This window comes from Vibrio sp. 2033, assembly GCF_033339735.1.
This window is the reverse complement of sequence record NZ_JAWOVC010000005.1, coordinates 41,632-59,444: the sequence shown is the minus strand read 5'-3', so window position 1 is coordinate 59,444 and position 17,813 is coordinate 41,632. Positions and strand designations below refer to the sequence as shown.

The following is a 17,813-nucleotide window of genomic DNA, read 5'->3' as shown; positions in this document are numbered from 1 at the left end:
TGCTTTCCAATTCTTCGTGGATTCATAGTGGCTTTATTACGTTTTGATGTAAAGAGTTAATATCGGCGAGGTATGCATAAAAAAAACACCGAGCATAAAGCTCGGTGTTTTGATGTTTAGTGCAAGACTCTATTAGTCTTTGTACAGTTTAAACTCTTCTGCACACTCAACCAGCTGGTCACGCGTTAGCATAAATACGCCATGACCGCCGTTCTCGAACTCAATCCAAGTAAATGGAATCTCTGGATACTGTTCCATCATATGAATCATTGAGTTTCCGACTTCACAAATAAGAATGCCGTTATCTGTTAGATAATCTGGCGCGTTAGCAAGAATACGACGCACTAGTTTTAGACCATCCGTACCCGCGGCTAAACCAAGCTCAGGCTCATGCGTGAACTCATCTGGCAGGCTGTTCATGTCTTCTTCATCCACATATGGTGGGTTGGACACGATTAGATTGTATTTCTCTTTTGGAAGATCACGGAACAAATCAGAGCGAATTGGGAACACTTGCTGCTCCATACCGTGATCTTGTACGTTTTGCTCAGCCACTTGTAGAGCATCTGTAGAGATGTCGATCGCATCCACTTCTGCTTCAGGGAAAGCGTGCGCACAAGCAATCGCAATACAACCAGAACCCGTACATAGGTCCATGATGCGCGTAGGTTCTTCCACCAACCAAGGTTGGAATTCCGCTTGAATCAATTCGCCGATAGGAGAGCGTGGCACAAGTACACGCTCATCAACGAAGAACTCAAGACCGCAGAACCATGCTTTGTTTGTTAGGTATGCTGTTGGCGTACGCTCGTTGATGCGTTTTACTACGCGCTCAACAATACGCAGACGCTCGCTTGTCGTTAGGCGAGAGTTCAATACGTGCGGAGGCACATCAATCGGCAAGTATAAGGTTGGCAGGATAAGCTGAACAGCTTCATCCCACGCATTATCAGTACCATGACCGTAAAACAGGTTCGCTGCATTAAAGCGGCTTACCGTCCAACGAATCATATCTTGAAGGGTATGCAGTTCCGATACCGCTTCTTCTACAAAAATCTTATCCAAAATTGCCTCCGAAAAGCGCTACAATACTGCCAATAAAGTTTATTAATGAAATTGTTTACCTAATGAGCAAAAAAGACACCGAGAACGATGACGATTTCGCCTTGTTTCAGGAAGCAGTACAGGGCGTAAAAAAGTTGCGACAGGATACCATAATCCAGCAACCAAAAAAAAATACTAAGCAAAAAGAAATCAAGCGCTCCAACCGTGAAGCGAGTGACTCTGAATTTTACTTTTCAGATGAGTTTGTCCCTCTATTAAACGATGAAGGTCCAACTCGTTATGCACGTGACGACGTCTCCACTTATGAAGTCAAACGTCTACGTCGTGGCGTGTATGTACCGGACGTGTTCCTCGATATGCACGGCATGACACAGCAAGAAGCAAAACGCGAGCTTGGTGCGATGATAGCCTATTGCATCAAAAACGAGATTCATTGTGCGTGTGTGCAACATGGTATTGGGAAACACATCCTGAAACAGAAAGCCCCACTTTGGTTAGCACAGCATCCTGACGTTATGGCTTTTCACCAAGCGCCACTAGAATTTGGTGGTGATGGTGCGTTGTTAGTGTTGCTTTCAATTCCTGAAAAGTAACAGGCTTACCGTAGACACGATGAAACGAAAAGGCAGGGATCTCCTGCCTTTCTTATTCTGTCTCTAATTTGCAAACGCTTATTTTGGTTTAGACACTTATGGCGTAATATGCCATAGCACTTCACCATTTTGTGTTTGTAAATCATATTCAATGCACACTAGGCCTGATGTAGGAAACATCGGAGGTGTCATGTCTTTTACAAACTCTGAAGTCAGATAACCGACCAAAGGCAAATGCGATACGAACAAAAGCGAGTCCAATTGTTCGACTTCGATTAACGCACTTGCGAAATCGAAGACATGCTCGGACTGGCCATAAGGTGTAATATCTTCACAAGTTTCAATGCTTTTTGCAGAGAAATACGCACTGATCTCTTGCCAAGTTTGTTGAGCTCTAATGTACGGACTCACCAACACTTTATCGAATTGCGCAAAACCCTGTTCTTTACAGGCTCTCGCAACCGCTTCTGATTCGACTCTGCCTCTTGGGGTCAATTGTCGTGCTGCGTCTGAATCTGCAAAATGCTCGGCTTCACCGTGACGCATGATGAATATTTTCATGTTATTTCCTAGGGATAGCTAACGCTACCAAAAGGTTGACTGCTATCTTTATTAGATAGACGGGGCTAACTTTAACAATGACGAAACAAAAATACTGATATAATTATCTGTTCATTATACCAATTCGCTTGTTAAAGATAGCGACTTTCTTAACAATCTATTAAAAGAATGTACTCAGTTCATCACACTATTTAACTGTGCAATGAGTTCAGAGCATTCACTCAAACAGTTCTTCCCCATACGCAAACGCGATGGGCCTGTGCAGAAGTCTACGAATAACAAAAATACGGCAAGCAGTATTTGTCGAAACGCAAACTTTGCGCCCCCCGCGAGGGGAGCCTAAATTACTGTAATGCGAAATCTGGAGACGCATCGTGCATCTAAGTCCTAACGATTCAAATCAATACCGCTACATTACCTTGAGCAATGAACTGCGTGTACTGCTGATTCATTCCGATACAGCTCAACAGTCGGCAGCTGCTCTGGCAGTGAACGTTGGACACTTCGACGACCCAAACGATCGCCAAGGTCTGGCACACTATTTAGAACACATGCTTTTTTTGGGTACGGAAAAATACCCTAAAGTGGGCGAGTTTCAAAGCTATATTAGCCAACACGGTGGAACAAACAACGCTTGGACTGGTACAGAGCACACTTGTTTCTTTTTCAATATTGCTCCAAATGCCTTTGAAAGTGCCTTAGATCGATTTAGCCAATTTTTTACCGCACCTTTGTTTAACGAAGAAGCATTAGACAAAGAACGCCAGGCTGTCGACTCCGAATACAAGCTCAAACTCAATGATGATTCTCGTCGCCTGTATCAAGTTAACAAAGAAGTCATCAATCCAGAGCACCCGTTTTCAAAATTCTCTGTCGGAAACTTAGATACTCTTGGCGACCGAGATGGTAAATCCATCCGCGACGAAATTGTGGAGTTTCACCACTCTCAGTATTCCGCCGATTTGATGACACTGACTCTATTTGGGCCACAGTCGCTCGATGAACAGCAAGCTTGGGTAGAAACCATGTTTGCTGACATCCCAAATCACCACCTTCGTGGAAAATCGATTGATGTACCGATAGGCACTGAGGAAAGCACGGGCATTTTGGTTCAAGTCGAGCCGCTCAAAGAGTTCCGTAAACTGATTCTCACATTCCCCATGTCGGGAATGGATGCGCATTATAGCGTGAAGCCACTCTCCTACTTTGCTCACCTGTTGGGTTATGAAGGAGAAGGCAGTTTGATGCTTCAACTCAAAGAAAAAGGCTGGATTACCTCTCTCTCAGCGGGCGGCGGCGCGAGTGGCAGTAACTACCGAGACTTTACCGTAAGCTGCACCCTGACGCCAAACGGCTTAGATCATGTTGATGATATCGTTCAAGCGGTTTTTCAATACCTCTCGATGATCAAACAAGACGGGTTAGATGAATGGCGCTATCTCGAAAAACAAGCGGTATTAGAATCGGCTTTCCGCTTCCAAGAGCCATCGCGCCCAATGGATCTCGTCAGCCATCTGGTGATCAACATGCAGCACTATCAACCGGAAGACACGGTTTATGGTGACTACAAAATGGCGGGCTACGATGAGGAGTTACAGCGTTCATTGCTGCGATACTTAACCATCGATAATGTACGCGTCACTTTGATTGCTAAAGGCCTGGAATACAACCGTACTGCCGAATGGTACTTTACCCCGTACTCCGTCACACCTTTTAGTGAAGACCAACGTCGTTTCTATCAACAAATCGACCCAAGCTGGCAATTCGTCTTACCGGAAAAGAACCCTTATATTTGCTACGATCTCGACCCCATGCCACTCGAAAATGGTGATTCACTGCCAGAGTTGATTGAGGATCTCGAAGGGTTTCGGCTGTGGCATTTGCAAGATGACGAATTTCGCGTGCCTAAAGGTGTCGTTTATGTCGCTATCGACAGCTCTCATGCCGTTGCATCACCAAAGAACATCGTCAAAACGCGCTTATGTGTAGAGATGTTCCTCGATTCGCTAGCAAAAGAAACCTATCAAGCAGAAATCGCAGGGATGGGTTACAACATGTACGCTCACCAAGGTGGCGTGACCTTAACCCTCTCAGGGTTCAGTCAAAAGCTGCCTCAGTTGCTAGAAATGATTCTGCACCGTTTTGCTTCTCGAGATTTCAGCCCTGCTCGCTTTGAAACCATCAAACAACAACTGTTACGAAACTGGAGAAATGCTTCACAAGATCGCCCTATTTCGCAGCTGTTTAACGCACTTACTGGGTTACTTCAACCCAATAACCCGCCTTTCGCAACCTTAGTCGAAGCGCTAGAAGAAATCGAAGTCGATGAACTCTCGGTATTCGTAGAATCCATTCTTGCAGAACTGCACGTTGAAATGTTTGTTTACGGAGACTGGCAACGCCAGCAAGCCCATGACATGGCAACGACTTTAAAAGATGCTCTAAGAGTTAACGAGCAACGTTATGAAGAAGCACTTCGTCCGCTCATTATGCTAGGTAAAAATGGCAGTTTTCAACGTGAGGTGCATTGTAATCAGCAAGATTCCGCGGTCGTTATTTACCACCAGTGCGAGGATATTGAGCCTCGCAGTATCGCGCTATACTCATTGGCCAATCACCTTATGTCGGCAACGTTTTTCCACGAAATCCGTACCAAGCAGCAATTAGGTTACATGGTAGGCACTGGCAATATGCCGCTAAATCGTCACCCTGGTATTGTACTGTATGTGCAGTCACCTAATGCAGCACCTGCCGAGCTGGTTACCTCAATCGATGAGTTTTTAAATGCCTTTTATATGGTGCTGTTAGAGTTAAACGATTACCAATGGCACAGCAGTAAGCGCGGCTTGTGGAACCAAATAGCAACGCCGGACACCACACTTCGAGGTCGGGCTCAACGTCTTTGGGTTGCGATAGGAAACAAAGACACTGAGTTTAACCAACGTGACAAGGTACTGGCGGAGTTGAAGAAGCTGACGCGCGCAGACATGATTCGCTTCGTTGTGAACGAATTGAAACCTCGTACTGCAAATCGTTTGATCATGCACTCTCAAGGTCAAGCGCATTCGGAGGCTCCGCGCATCCATCTAGGACAAGAAATAGGATCGATTGAAGAGTTCCAACTTCGGCCAAAAGATTGCGGCTTGGGGTGATCTAGTTGCGCAGAAATAAAATTGTCGATTACTAGAATGAACCTACAAACCCATGAGGTTGTCGGTCTCATAGATTGAATCGGCACCATAATTGGCAGAAAATTGAAATTACGCCATTGCGGCTTATGCTCTAATTACCGCACTAAAAATAACTTAATGAGGTAATCATGAAAAAAGCACTTTTACTTGTGGCTCTTATACTGCCATTGGCATCTGCTCACGCTGAAATCTCAGTCAAAGGCGATGGTTTCGAACTAAGTGACGACTGTGTGCGCCTTAGCGGAGACAATGTATCCATCAAATCAGATGATTGCTCTTCAAAACAATGGAATGATAAAGACAAAAAAGGTAATAGCAGCGTTCATGGGGACGACAACCCTGGTAAAGGCCACAATAAAGATAAGAAAGACAAGAAGAAGTAACCATTTCTTATTTATGAAAAAGGCTTGCCACTGGCAAGCCTTTTTCTCTACCGAAGCAACGTTTAATAAAACGTTGTCCCTTCACCAGCTCGAGTAAGCAAACCATCACACGGCGCGTAACGATCGCCATATTTCGATGCAAACTCATTCATTTTCTCTACGAGCTCTTTAATACCAAATTGGTCCATGTAACGGAACGGACCACCCAAGAACGGTGGGAAACCAATACCAAATATCGCGCCAATATCACCGTCACGTGGCGAGCGAATGATGCCATCATCCAAACAACGTACCGCTTCATTCAGCATTGGCAGCACACAGCGCAACGCAATATCGTTATCGCTTAGCTTAGATTCAGGATCGAGCTTAAGCAGTTTGTAAACCGATTTGTCGACATCTTTCTTCTTGCCCTTGTAAGTGTAAAACCCCTTACCACTCTTGCGTCCTTTACGTCCATCATTTAACAAGATATCAAACACATCCGGGCCTTTGAATCGGTCACCTAACTCATTAACCAGAATCGGCATAATTTTCGCGCCAATGTCGACACCGACTTCATCCAGTAAGGTAATCGGGCCGACAGGGAAACCAAAGTCAAGCAACGCCGTATCAATCTTTTCGATCGGTTCGTTAGCCAGCAGAATATGCGCCGCTTCGTTCATGTATGGCGCAAGAATGCGGTTCACGTAAAAGCCCGCTTTGTCTTTCACTACGATCGGGGTTTTACCTTGCTTCTTAGCAAGTGCAACAACTGTTGAAACGGTTTCATCTGACGTCGTTTCATGCGGAATCACTTCCACCAAAGGCATTTTTTCTACTGGGCTGAAGTAATGCAAACCCACTACGTTTTCTGGACGCTCTGCTTTTTCTGCAATTTTGTGGATAGGCAACGAAGAAGTATTGGTCGCAAAGATAGTTTCTGACTTAGCGTTCGCTTCAATGTCCGCCACCATTTTTTGCTTAAGATCTAAGTCTTCAAAAACGGCTTCAATTACGACATCAATATGATTAAAACTGGTAAAGTCGACACCACCAGACAGTTGCAGCATTTTCGCTTGCAGGTCGGCCTTGGATAGAATGCGACGTTTGCGCTGTTTCTCAAATAACTTGTAGTTGTAGTTGAGCGCGTTTAAAACGCCATCGTTGCTAACGTCTTTGATGCGAACAGGTACTTTTGCTTTTGCAACAGACACATGGCTGATTCCGGCGCCCATCAGACCACCACCAAGCACACCAACTTTATGAACTGGTGCTGGTTTCGCATCCGTGCCATTTTCTTTCTTCATTTCTGTTGTGGCAAAGAAGATCGAACGGAGCGCTTTTGACTCTGAGCTCATCACAAGCTCACCGAAGCGCTTCGCTTCAAGTTCTTGACCTTTAGCGAAGCCTTTCTCTAAACCATGTTGAATAACTTCTAGAATTGCAACCGTTGCTGGATAGTTACCGCGAGTTTTTTGATTCGTTTTCTTCGCAGCTTGCTCAAATACAAACTTGCGCCCTAGCCCGCTACCAGACATCACCTTTTCTTTCGTCGATAGCTTTTTCGTGCCCTTGTTTTTACCTTTGTCGATAAACTGTTTTGCTACGTGGAGCAAAATGGTGTCAGGCACACAGGCGTCCACAACGCCCAATTTTTTAGCTTTCTTCGCACGAAGTTGTTTACCCGTCAGGATCAAGTCCAACGATGGTAACAGGCCAATCAAACGTGGCAGACGCTGAGTACCACCAGAACCTGGCAATAAACCAAGTTGTACTTCTGGCAGACCTAAACGCGTTTTGTCAGAATCCGTACAAACACGATAATCACATGCAAGAGCCAGTTCTAAACCACCGCCCAAACATGGGCCATGAATGGCCGCAACGACAGGATACGGTAAGTCCGATAGCTGCTGGAACAACTCCTGACCCTGCCTTGCTAAGGCTTCCGCTTCACTTGCTGTGGTGCATGCTTCTAGCATTCTAACATCTGCGCCCGCAACAAAATTGTCCGGTTTTAGGGAGTGGATGATCATCCCTTTAATACCACTGGAGTCTTTTAGCTGAGCAAAAATTTCTTTCATTTCGTCAGCAAAAGCCGCCTGCAGCGTATTCATTTTTTCATTAGGAACATCGATGGCTAACCAAGCAATATTTTGCTCATCAACCTTTAGACTAAATGCTTTTTGCTCGCTCATTACTCAACCTCCAGAATCATTGCCGCACCAAGACCACCAGCAGCACATGCGGTATTCAATGCAATACCACCGCCACGGCGTTTTAGCTCTCGTAGGGTTTGCGTCATCATACGCGCACCAGTCGCAGCAAATGGGTGACCATAAGCAATTGATCCGCCAAGCACGTTGAACTTATCCATGTCAATTTCACCAATCGCTTTTGAGCGACCAAGGTTTTCTTGAGCAAACTTATCGGAAGCAAACATCTTCACATTCGCCAATGCTTGAGCAGCAAAGGCCTCGTGCATGTCGATCAACGTCAGGTCTGACAGTTCCAAGCCTGTATTTTCAAGCACTTTCGCTGTGGCATAAGTCGGCCCCATCAGCATGTCCTTTTCCACGCCGATAGCAGAGAATGCATAACCTCGGATGTAACCAAGGATCTCCATTCCGAGCTCTTTCGCTTTACCTTCTCGCATCAACATCACTGCCGCACCACCATCAGTCAATGGCGTACTGTTCGCTGCCGTAACACTGCCATACTGACGATCAAACGCAGGTCGCAATTTCGCGTATCCCTCAACCGTTGAGTCATGACGGATATTGTTGTCTTCCGAAATCCATTTTTTGTATGGTTCAGGGAAAGCCGTCATCACTTCATCTTGGATTTTTCCTTCTTTCCAAGCTTGAGAAGCCAGCGTATGAGAACGATGTGCAAGCGCATCCTGTTCTGCGCGAGAAATACCATGTGTTTTAGCCATTTGCTCTGCAGTTTGTCCCATGGATAAACCCGTAGAGTACTCTGCTACTGCTGGTGGCACTGGCATCAGGTCTTTAAAGCTCAAGTTTTTGAGGATACTAAGCTTCTGACCCATTGTTTTTGTCTTACTAAGAGCAAGCAGATTAGCGGCCAATTTCTTTGATACGCCAATAGGCAGGACGGAAGAAGAGTCTGCACCGCCAGCAATACCAATATCGATGGTTCCCGCCATGATGCTTTCTGCGACATTAACCGCCGCTTGAAAACTCGTTGCACACGCTCGAGTCACACTGTAAGCATCAGTATGGATGTTCATACCGGTGCCTAACACGATTTCTCGTGCGATGTTTGGCGCTTCAGGCATTTGTACTACTTGTCCAAATACCACTTGTTCGATTAGCTTCGGATCAATATCTGTTCGAGCAAGCATTTCGCTTACTACCATTTTCCCTAAATCGACCGCTGGCACTTGGCTAAATTCCGTGCTTTGACGAGCAAAGGGAGTTCGAAGCCCCGCGACAATAGCGACACGCTCACCATTGCGTGTTTTTACTTCCTGCTTGCCCATTGTTTCTCCTTAAATACAAGAGGTCTGACCTGATGCATTGTAATGAATTTGTTAAATTTATCAAACGTGCGTTTAAATAAACGTGAAGCAAGTAGTTCAATTACTCTACTTCTTTGATTCTTATGCGATTACTAATGGTTAACTATAGAGAGTTAAAACGGTAAGAGGTATACGGAAAGTAAAATCGAAGCAAAAAAAAAAAACCACACATAACTGTGTGGTCGGAATATCTATAAAACAATTAACTTACGCCAATTGAAAAGTAATCAGTTTCCTGATTAGGAGAAAGTAAAGTCAGCCTTCAAAAGGAAGTGTCATCTTGCTCAACATGTTAGTCGCAATGACTAACGAGATGACAAGGTGTACTATAACCCCTTCACTGCTTGATATTTTGAAATAGATCAATTTTATAGTGATTTTACGAGTTTTAAGCTCACCTAAAGCGATTATTGATTCAAAACAATTCAAGAATCCACCATCAGAAGTCCCTTTTAATGCTCCATCGAGTGAACTTATCCAAGCCATTGATTACTAATGATGATATTGTTAACAATATATATCAATTCGTGTTCGATGATATCTGACATTTGCGTATACACTTTTAGGTAACCACATGGCTTATTGTGTCAAAGGGGTTGCATGACAAATCCTGCAACCAAAACCGCTAAGCGATGAAGCAAGTAAAGTCATGCTCAGAACAAATAAGAAACTCACAGAGCGAGGATGGAGGCTCCTGTGGCCATATTAAAAATGTTTGGAAAGAAAAATTCCAACAGTCCGGTCAACTCTGATATGGACAAGCAAAGAAAATACGAAGCGCTCGTCCGAGGGTATCATCGTGACTTGTACCGCTACGCATATTGGTTGTGCAAAGATAAAGCGGTCGCGGAAGATCTAGTTCAGGAAACCTGTCTTAGAGCTTGGAAGTCACTCGATAGCCTCCAAGACGAAAAAGCTGCCAAGTCTTGGCTCATCACAATATTGAGACGAGAAAATGCGCGCCGCTTCGAACGTAAACAATTTGATTTAGTTGATATCGATGATTACGGCAATGATGCTAAAGTCAGCGATGACTCACATCATCAGCAAGAATGGCTGCAGGCACAGATCATGAAGCTCGATGTTGAATACCGTGAGCCTTTATTTCTCCAAGTTGTCGGTGGTTTCAGTGGAGAAGAAATTGGCGACATTCTTGATTTAAATAAAAACACAGTGATGACTCGACTATTTCGCGCTCGTAATCAACTTAAAGAGATGTTGGATTCTCAAGATACCAAGAGAGGACAAAAGAATGGATGATTTAGAATTTCGTCGTCGTATTTTGTCGGATCCAAAACAAAAGGATGAAGAGATTCTGCAAGCTTTAGCTGGTAGCGACGCCAACAATAAGTTTGTTGATGACGTTTTGGATCTCGATGTAAAAATTAAACAAGCCATGAATGTGGATGTACCCGAAGATCTCGCAGATAAGATTTTATTTAGCCAGACGTCGAGTGCACTTGATGAAGAGAAGGTCGTCAGACCAAACTTTGTCCGCAAAGCAATGGCACTTGCCGCTTCTATTGCGTTCACCGCAGGGTTATTAGTTGGTCAAGTAAACTGGGGAAATGTTTTGGTGTCTCCAGCACAAGCCAGTTTAGCGGATACCGCGATGAAACACGTAATTCATGAAGAACCGTTTGTTCGTCATCTTGATGAGGATGTACCGAGCTCGCAAATTAATGCGAAAATGTCGCCATTTCATTACCAGTTTAGTGAAAACTTTCCATATCACGTTTACTACCTAAACCACTGCGGTTTTGGTGAATCCAATGCGGTGCATATGGTGTTCCAAGGTCCAAAAGGTAAAGTAACGTTATTTATTACTGGTATTCCAAGCGAACAAAGTACCGACTTTAATAAGGATGGCATGACCGGAATCGTTCAGCCCGTTGGGAGTTCAAGCCTGATTTTAGTCGGGGAAGAAGGTGAAAATATTGATGCTATCGCTACGACTCTTGCATCAATGATTAAGCCGATGTAACAACTTCGACGATTTCCAGCCTTCAAAAGGTTAAATGCCGCTAAATGATCTTATTTAGCGGCATTTTTGTATAAATAGAACGCAAAACATTCACCACCGCTATACCATTTAGAGCTTAAACTCTAAATTATGCATTTTAAGTGCAATTTCCCGTCTTTTAGACATCATTTCTGCAATTTTTATTCAATTTTATCCAATGGTCGGATTTGTCCAAGCAATTATTGATACTACTATCTGCGCCACTGAGCAAAAGCTCAATTTATCGTCCAAAGAGACGAATCTAATAAGGAAAAACAAATGACTCAGAACACGCGTCTGTTTAAAAAGACTCTCCTAGCAGTAACGGTAGCTTTTGCCTCAGGTCAATCGATGGCAGCGGGTTTCCAAATCAACGCTCAATCAGCAACTGGCATCGGCCGTGCATTTGCTGGTGATGCAGTAATCGCAGATAATGCAGCAGTAATGGCTCGTAACCCAGCAGCAATGGCTCTGTTTGATAAAATGGAACTGTCGCTAGGTTTCGAAAGCATTACTTCAATGATTGAAGTGAAAGATGCGAAATATTGTGGTTCAACGTGCCAAGTAGCACCAACACTGTTCAAGCCTGTCGACTCAAACTATGACGACGCTGGCGATACTTCTATTGCACCGAACATTCATCTAATCGTTCCTGTAAATGACAAGTTTGCATGGGGCGTAAACGCATACTCTAATTTCGGTACTAAAACAGAATTCGACAATAGCTTTGCGGCAAAAGAATATGGCGGCTTAACTGATGTTAAGAGCGTAAACTTTGGCCTTGCAGGTTCTTACCGTCTCAATGAACAATGGAGCTTTGGTGCTGGTTTAGATTTAATCTACGGCCAAGGTACAATGAAGCGTGAACATGCTGCAATAGGCACACTCGTCGATGTGGACGAAGCTGATGGTTGGGCTGTAGGTTTCAATGTTGGTACTGTGTACGAGCTAGATGAAAACAATCGATTTGGTCTTGCATACCGTCATAGTCCAGAAATGGAAGCAAAAGACGATAAAGGTCAAAAAATCACACTACCTTTACCAGATATGGCCGAGTTCTCTGGCTTCCACAAAATTCAAGACACTAAGTTTGCTGTACACTACAGCATCCAATACATTGGCTGGGAAACTTTCGATCAAATTGAATTCTCTAACTTAAAAGGCTCTCCTCTTGGCTCATCGTACGATAAACAGTACCAGTGGCAAGATGGGTGGCACTACTCGATTGGTGGTACATATTACCTAAGTAATAACTGGACACTTCGTGCTGGTTACATGTACGACACGAGCGCCCAAGCTGACTTAACGTCTGTTTCCGTTCCTGACTCAGATCGCCAATGGTTCTCTACTGGCTTTACTTATCACATTGATAGTAAATCAAATGTCGACTTTGGCTTTACGTACCTAATGGGTAAAGATGTTGAGGTAAATGAATCAACACCTAACCCAATGTACAACCCAAGTGACGCTCAAAGCCCTCAAAATATCTCGAGCTTGTCAGCAACAACACGCGCTGATGCTATTCTATTCGGCTTACAATACAGCCGTAGCTTCTAAACGCTTCGCTGTTAGTTAGTAGAAAAATACTTTATATAAAAGGCTGGATTTCCAGCCTTTTTTCATATCTGCGATTTATTGCCCACTCAATTTGAGTGAACACGTGTATCTAAATCTCACAATTAGGACGCACAGCTGTTCGCTGAATTCCGTTTACAAGCCTTTCACAGTTAGATTATTAAACCGCACAAATAACATTTAAAAGCATAATATTCCAAATGACCACTTACGCTGGATTTTCATTTCTAAAGTAAAAACTCTACCTTTAAACTTTTGTCCCACGTTATAAACAAATCAGCGAACATTCGAATGAAAACCAACAAGACTCTTCTATCAACAGCAGTGGCATTAAGCCTACTTGGCGCAACGGGCATGGCTAACGCAGCAGGTTTCCAACTTGCTGAATATTCTGCAACAGGCCTAGGTCGAGCATATGCTGGTGAAGCAGCAATGGCTGACAACGCAAGTGCACAATGGCGTAACCCAGCAATGCTAACTTATTTGGAAGGCACTCAAGTGTCCGTTGGTGCAATCTATGTGAACCCAAATATTGATATTGAAGGTGATGTAAACTTCCACGGTAGCACTTCTTCTGCATCTTCAGATGACTTCGCACATGATGCAATCATTCCAAACTTCTACCTATCACACCAATATAATGAGAAATTCGCGATTGGTTTGGCATTTGGCACCAACTACGGCATGGAAACCGATTTAGGTAAAGGCTTTGGTGCCTCGCACTTCGGTAACGAAGCAAGCGTAACGACAATGGAAGCGAACTTGAACGCAGCTTACAAAGTCAATGAATCAATCAGCGTTGGTGGTGGTATCCGTTACATCATCGGCGAAGGCAGCTTTGGCGCAGCAGCTCCTAAGAATAACGTTGTAGGGTTAAATCCTGAAACTAATCAACCAATCAGTGTTCCTCAAGGTACTGCTCTAAAATACATGGAAGGTGACGATACCGCTTGGGGCTGGCAAGTTGGTACAGCATGGCAGATCAATGAAAATAACCGTATCGGCTTCGCGTACAAATCTGAAGTTGAACTAAAGCTTGAAGGCCATGCTGAAGGTCTTGGTTTTGGCTTCGGTACTTCTGAACGCGACAACGGCTACATGTATCTAAACCTGCCTGCAACGGCTGAATTGGCAAGCTTCCACCAAGTAACAGACCAACTTGCGTTACACGCAAGCGTTAACTGGACGGATTGGAGCTCTTTCGAGAAATTGGAAGCACGTCTAAATACTGCTGGCACGCATATGGTTAAAGTAGAAAACTGGGAAGACAACTATCGCTTTGCTGTTGGTGCTACTTACCAGCTTGATCCTAAGCTAGCGCTACGCACTGGTATTGCATACGATACTTCAGCGGTAAGCGACAAAAACCGCACGATTACTATTCCAGAAACTGACCGCACTTGGCTAAGTATTGGCGCAACGTACGATTGGACGAAAGACTTCAGCCTAGACGCTGGCTTCACCTATATTTTTGCGAAAGACGCACCAATCGTTGAGTCTCGTGGTTACAAGTCAGACGACACTGCAGAACAAGTCGGCGGCCAATTCGTAGGCGAAACTACGGGTAATGTTTGGCTAATCGGTGTTCAAGCAAACTACCGTTTCTAACCAAGCTGCAAAATACAAAAAAGGCTTAGTATCAGCTAAGCCTTTTTTCATTTCTCGATTATGAAGAACAACGCTTAAAAGTCTTCTAGATATTCATCTAAATACTCTTCTTCTTCGATGTTAACTTCTTCTACCGTTTCAACTTCTGCTTTAAAGTTTTGACGCTGTATATAAACATCGCGAGTTAGAATATATGGATCCGGCGACGAGTCTAGCTGCGCTTCTTGCGGTACTAATAAAGCACGCTTCTCCATTCCTTCAAACGCCCACTTACCCAAACTCGCCCAGAAGTTGAGATAAGAGAGGGGTAAATACGTACTATCTACGGTATCTGTCACTTCACGTAAGGTATACGGACCATAACCTGGAACCATGAAGTAAGGACCATTTCCAACACCATAGTGGCCTACTGCATCACTGAACGCTTTCTCGTCGTACTTCGTAATACCCGCGGCACTTGCAATATCGAATAAACCGAAAATACCGAACGTCGAGTTAATCCAAAAACGGTTAAAGTGGTCCACAGCTTTCGTACCATTACCCATGATTAAGTTATTAACCATGCTTGCTGGCTCATCTAAGTTCGATAAGAAGTTAGCGATACCAGAACGAATAGGAACTGGCGTGTATTCTACATACGCAAGTGATACAGGACGAACCAAATACGGATCTAAATATTCGTAGTTGAGTTCCCACATGGTTCGGTTAAAGCCTTCCAACGGGTCATACACATCAGAAGTCGTTTGATTTGTTTCTTGTCCTGTTACTGCTTCATCAGGCGCACTTGAACAGCCAACCAGTCCAACGGCTAACAGCAACAAGAAGGTAGATTTACCCTTGTTATACATTTTATTTTCCATAACGACTATTAATGTACCTAAGTCACCCCGATTAACCATTGTACGTATGTTGAGCAGGATACATAGTAAAGATGACTCAGATATGGGAATAAATAAAGGCCAGCAATCGCTGGCCTTCGGTATTCTACTCGATCGTTTAGAGTCATACCACTAAAGGCAACTGACTCTACCTCGTTGTCATGTTTCAGAGACAGATGTTAACAATTAATACTGCTGATCAATGGTCACTTCTACTGGTGCGCCAAATTCAACGACGTCACTTTCTCCGTGCCAATCTTGATCACGCGTTGCTACGTTACCGTCAGAATCTACACGCACACGGACGATGAGCTTATCGAGTGTAGATAACTTTTGCCCTTGCATCATGGCATTGCCATCATCTAATACGACTGTGCGAGGGAAAGTACCTAGCGGATAACGAGCAGCAGCCACAGGCATTGGGGAGCCATCTGAACGATGTACTGACACAATCAGAACTGCGTTTGGATCCAACTGAGCATTTGGTGCCACATCAATTGTCACAGCTACACTCTTATCCGGTGAAACCGCTTCGCCCATTTGCTTACGAGCACTCTCAATACTGCGTGACAACATCTCGTAGCGACTATCTTCTGGACCAATCATTTGCTGCATGATTCCCCAGTACTTGATGGCTGCCGGGAAGTCTTGACGCTCAAACGCATCGAACGCTAACAAAGAAAACACACGCAGATCGACATAGTCTTGCTGCATCAGCTTGCCGAGTAATGAGCGAGCCGTCGCTTGATCCATTTCCTCTTGAGACAGCATCAGAGCTTGTGCATAACCCAACATCACATCTGGGTCTTTGGGCTCTAGGCGGTACGATTTTTCCATCGCATCGATAGCTGTGGTGACATCACGATTTGCTAACGCAATACGACCTAGCAGTAACCAACCTGTCGAGTCTTCCGGCTGGTAATGTAAGCGAGTTCGAAGGGCAAGGGTCAAATCCGCCATTTCATCGTCACTCAGCGGCTCAGAAGAAGCCGACATCAGCTTTTTCGATAACTCAGGTAGATTTGCAGACACTTCTTGCCATTGAACAATATCGTCTGACGCGCCAAATTTATAATACAAACCATAGCTCAGCACCACCGTCAGAATTACCGATGGAACTAAAACCGCGATTGGAGAAACCTTGGTTTCTTTTTGCGCTTTATCACCAGGGATATCGTCAAGCAGTGATTGCTTTAGATCAGAAATCAGTTCGTCTTCACTTTCAACTAGACCTTCGTCAGTTTCTTCTGCAAGCTCAGATAGTCGATCTTTATAAAATGCCTTGTTAAGCTCATCGCGTAACACATCATCATTGTTCGCTTTTTGTTTAAGCAGCGGCAAAGCCACCAGCGCACAAGCAATAAGCGTGAGAACAACGGTGGAAATCCAAAATAGTGTCATTACTTCTTATCTCCGTTGTTCTCTTCTTCAAGCAATGCTTTTAAACGAGCTTCTTTTTGCTCATCCCATTGCTCGTCACTGCTCGCTTTCGCCTTAACTTTAGATTTACGGCTACGCAGCACAATCAAACCAAAACCACCCAGTACTACAGCGAGTGGCCCTAGCCACAAAATCGCAGTCGCGACCGTAAATGGTGGGTTGTAAGTCACGAAGTTACCGTAACGGGCGATCATGTAATCAACAATCTCATCTTTGGACTTACCTTCTTTGGTCATTTCGTACACCTTATGGCGTAAGTCCTGAGCAAGTTCAGCGTTAGAATCCGAGATCGTGTTGTTCTGACATTTAGGGCAACGGAGCGTATGGCTTAACTCTTTGAACTGCTGTTCTTGTTCCAAATTATCAAACTCGTACACTTCAATGGCCGCATGAGCAGCAAGAGATAATGTCATCGCAGCAAAAACGGCAAGAATTAGCTTTCTCATTGCTTCGCCTCCTCAACCAATTTGTTGTAAAGCGGCTCCAGTGTTTCTGACCAATTACGTGGGTTTACATCCCCTACATGGCGATAGCGAATCACACCATTTGCATCAATAATGAATGTTTCTGGAGCACCATAAACGCCAAGGTCAAGGCCAAGCATACCACTGCCATCAAATAGGCTGATCAAGTACGGGTTGCCGAGATCATTCAGCCAACCTATTGCTTTATTACGATCATCTTTGTAATTCATACCGATGATCTTAACGCCCTTACCCGCCAATTCGTTTAGGTATTTATGCTCTGCATAACACGTTGGGCACCACGTTGCCCAAACGTTCAAGAGCAACGGTTCACCTTTAAAAATTGATTGGTCGTACTGTTTTCCAGGCTCAGCCAGGTCTTCTAAATGAAATTCAGGAACTGGCTTGCCAACCAAAACCGACTCCAATTTAGTTGGATCATCGCCCTCTTGGTTACGCATTAATTGGGTTGCGAAAATGCCCGCTAGAATCATGAAAGCGACAAGCGGAATAAATAAGATTTTCTTATTCAT

The 17,813-nt window shown here is 44.2% G+C and carries 15 protein-coding genes; 7 read left to right on the top strand and 8 right to left on the bottom strand.

Annotation, left to right across the window (positions count from 1 at the left end):
* Positions 1-132 precede the first annotated feature (132 nt).
* Complete coding sequence (gene prmB / locus R7P74_RS09175) at positions 133-1,065, bottom strand: 50S ribosomal protein L3 N(5)-glutamine methyltransferase (protein WP_005380541.1); 933 nt, start codon at positions 1,063-1,065, stop codon at positions 133-135.
* 62 nt (positions 1,066-1,127) lie between these two features.
* On the opposite strand from prmB, the gene smrB reads away from it, so the two are divergent.
* On the top strand, positions 1,128-1,658 hold the full coding sequence (gene smrB / locus R7P74_RS09170) for an endonuclease SmrB (protein ID WP_005380539.1): 531 nt from the start codon (positions 1,128-1,130) through the stop codon (positions 1,656-1,658).
* A gap of 96 nt (positions 1,659-1,754) precedes the next feature.
* Here the strand turns inward: smrB and sixA are convergent, their stop codons facing one another.
* On the bottom strand, positions 1,755-2,219 hold the full coding sequence (gene sixA, locus R7P74_RS09165) for a phosphohistidine phosphatase SixA (RefSeq protein WP_005380537.1): 465 nt from the start codon (positions 2,217-2,219) through the stop codon (positions 1,755-1,757).
* Between the two features lie 374 nt (positions 2,220-2,593).
* Between sixA and R7P74_RS09160 the strand changes: the two genes are divergently transcribed.
* Positions 2,594-5,371: an insulinase family protein gene (locus R7P74_RS09160; RefSeq protein ID WP_318122815.1), complete on the top strand. Its 2,778-nt coding sequence runs from the start codon at positions 2,594-2,596 to the stop codon at positions 5,369-5,371.
* A 167-nt stretch (positions 5,372-5,538) separates the two neighbouring features.
* On the top strand, positions 5,539-5,793 hold the full coding sequence (locus tag R7P74_RS09155) for a hypothetical protein (protein ID WP_005384444.1): 255 nt from the start codon (positions 5,539-5,541) through the stop codon (positions 5,791-5,793).
* Between the two features lie 62 nt (positions 5,794-5,855).
* Here the strand turns inward: R7P74_RS09155 and fadJ are convergent, their stop codons facing one another.
* Both fadJ and fadI read right to left on the bottom strand, forming a co-directional pair.
* Positions 5,856-7,967, bottom strand: coding sequence for a fatty acid oxidation complex subunit alpha FadJ (gene fadJ, locus R7P74_RS09150; RefSeq protein ID WP_318122814.1), 2,112 nt, complete (start codon positions 7,965-7,967; stop codon positions 5,856-5,858).
* On the bottom strand, positions 7,967-9,274 hold the full coding sequence (gene fadI, locus R7P74_RS09145; RefSeq protein WP_005384447.1) for an acetyl-CoA C-acyltransferase FadI: 1,308 nt from the start codon (positions 9,272-9,274) through the stop codon (positions 7,967-7,969). The genes fadJ and fadI overlap by 1 nt, the downstream gene beginning before the upstream one ends.
* Before the next feature lie 723 nt (positions 9,275-9,997).
* Here fadI and R7P74_RS09140 point away from each other — a divergent pair.
* The 4 genes from R7P74_RS09140 to R7P74_RS09125 all read left to right on the top strand — a co-directional run bounded on the left by R7P74_RS09140 (position 9,998) and on the right by R7P74_RS09125 (position 14,498).
* Complete coding sequence (locus tag R7P74_RS09140) at positions 9,998-10,573, top strand: sigma-70 family RNA polymerase sigma factor (protein ID WP_005380528.1); 576 nt, start codon at positions 9,998-10,000, stop codon at positions 10,571-10,573.
* On the top strand, positions 10,566-11,297 hold the full coding sequence (locus R7P74_RS09135) for a DUF3379 domain-containing protein (RefSeq protein ID WP_005380527.1): 732 nt from the start codon (positions 10,566-10,568) through the stop codon (positions 11,295-11,297). The genes R7P74_RS09140 and R7P74_RS09135 overlap by 8 nt, the downstream gene beginning before the upstream one ends.
* A gap of 297 nt (positions 11,298-11,594) precedes the next feature.
* The gene (locus tag R7P74_RS09130) at positions 11,595-12,872 is read left to right on the top strand and encodes an outer membrane protein transport protein (protein ID WP_149192451.1); all 1,278 of its coding nucleotides are present in this window, start codon (positions 11,595-11,597) and stop codon (positions 12,870-12,872) included.
* Positions 12,873-13,181: 309 nt separating this feature from the next.
* On the top strand, positions 13,182-14,498 hold the full coding sequence (locus tag R7P74_RS09125) for an outer membrane protein transport protein (RefSeq protein ID WP_054576273.1): 1,317 nt from the start codon (positions 13,182-13,184) through the stop codon (positions 14,496-14,498).
* Positions 14,499-14,572: 74 nt separating this feature from the next.
* Here R7P74_RS09125 and R7P74_RS09120 read toward each other — a convergent pair whose 3' ends face one another.
* From R7P74_RS09120 to R7P74_RS09105, 4 genes are all read right to left on the bottom strand, one after another.
* Positions 14,573-15,346, bottom strand: coding sequence for an MlaA family lipoprotein (locus tag R7P74_RS09120; protein WP_005380523.1), 774 nt, complete (start codon positions 15,344-15,346; stop codon positions 14,573-14,575).
* A gap of 216 nt (positions 15,347-15,562) precedes the next feature.
* Positions 15,563-16,777 carry a c-type cytochrome biogenesis protein CcmI gene (gene ccmI, locus R7P74_RS09115; protein ID WP_318122813.1) on the bottom strand — a complete coding sequence of 405 codons (1,215 nt, stop codon included), beginning with the start codon at positions 16,775-16,777 and terminating at the stop codon, positions 15,563-15,565.
* Positions 16,777-17,262, bottom strand: coding sequence for a cytochrome c-type biogenesis protein (locus R7P74_RS09110; protein ID WP_005380519.1), 486 nt, complete (start codon positions 17,260-17,262; stop codon positions 16,777-16,779). Before R7P74_RS09110 ends, ccmI begins: the two co-directional genes overlap by 1 nt.
* Positions 17,259-17,813, bottom strand: a complete 555-nt coding sequence (locus tag R7P74_RS09105) for a DsbE family thiol:disulfide interchange protein (protein WP_005380518.1) — start codon at positions 17,811-17,813, stop codon at positions 17,259-17,261. Before R7P74_RS09105 ends, R7P74_RS09110 begins: the two co-directional genes overlap by 4 nt.

What these genes read in the sequence shown, in the direction of transcription:
- smrB (WP_005380539.1), top strand. Translation starts at nt 1,128, where the DNA reads ATGAGCAAAAAAGACACCGAGAACGATGACGATTTCGCCTTGTTTCAG.
- sixA (WP_005380537.1), bottom strand. Translation starts at nt 2,219, where the DNA reads ATGAAAATATTCATCATGCGTCACGGTGAAGCCGAGCATTTTGCAGAT.
- R7P74_RS09155 (WP_005384444.1), top strand. Translation starts at nt 5,539, where the DNA reads ATGAAAAAAGCACTTTTACTTGTGGCTCTTATACTGCCATTGGCATCT.
- fadJ (WP_318122814.1), bottom strand. Translation starts at nt 7,967, where the DNA reads ATGAGCGAGCAAAAAGCATTTAGTCTAAAGGTTGATGAGCAAAATATT.
- fadI (WP_005384447.1), bottom strand. Translation starts at nt 9,274, where the DNA reads ATGGGCAAGCAGGAAGTAAAAACACGCAATGGTGAGCGTGTCGCTATT.
- R7P74_RS09140 (WP_005380528.1), top strand. Translation starts at nt 9,998, where the DNA reads ATGGAGGCTCCTGTGGCCATATTAAAAATGTTTGGAAAGAAAAATTCC.
- R7P74_RS09135 (WP_005380527.1), top strand. Translation starts at nt 10,566, where the DNA reads ATGGATGATTTAGAATTTCGTCGTCGTATTTTGTCGGATCCAAAACAA.
- R7P74_RS09130 (WP_149192451.1), top strand. Translation starts at nt 11,595, where the DNA reads ATGACTCAGAACACGCGTCTGTTTAAAAAGACTCTCCTAGCAGTAACG.
- R7P74_RS09125 (WP_054576273.1), top strand. Translation starts at nt 13,182, where the DNA reads ATGAAAACCAACAAGACTCTTCTATCAACAGCAGTGGCATTAAGCCTA.
- R7P74_RS09120 (WP_005380523.1), bottom strand. Translation starts at nt 15,346, where the DNA reads ATGTATAACAAGGGTAAATCTACCTTCTTGTTGCTGTTAGCCGTTGGA.
- ccmI (WP_318122813.1), bottom strand. Translation starts at nt 16,777, where the DNA reads ATGACACTATTTTGGATTTCCACCGTTGTTCTCACGCTTATTGCTTGT.
- R7P74_RS09110 (WP_005380519.1), bottom strand. Translation starts at nt 17,262, where the DNA reads ATGAGAAAGCTAATTCTTGCCGTTTTTGCTGCGATGACATTATCTCTT.
- R7P74_RS09105 (WP_005380518.1), bottom strand. Translation starts at nt 17,813, where the DNA reads ATGAATAAGAAAATCTTATTTATTCCGCTTGTCGCTTTCATGATTCTA.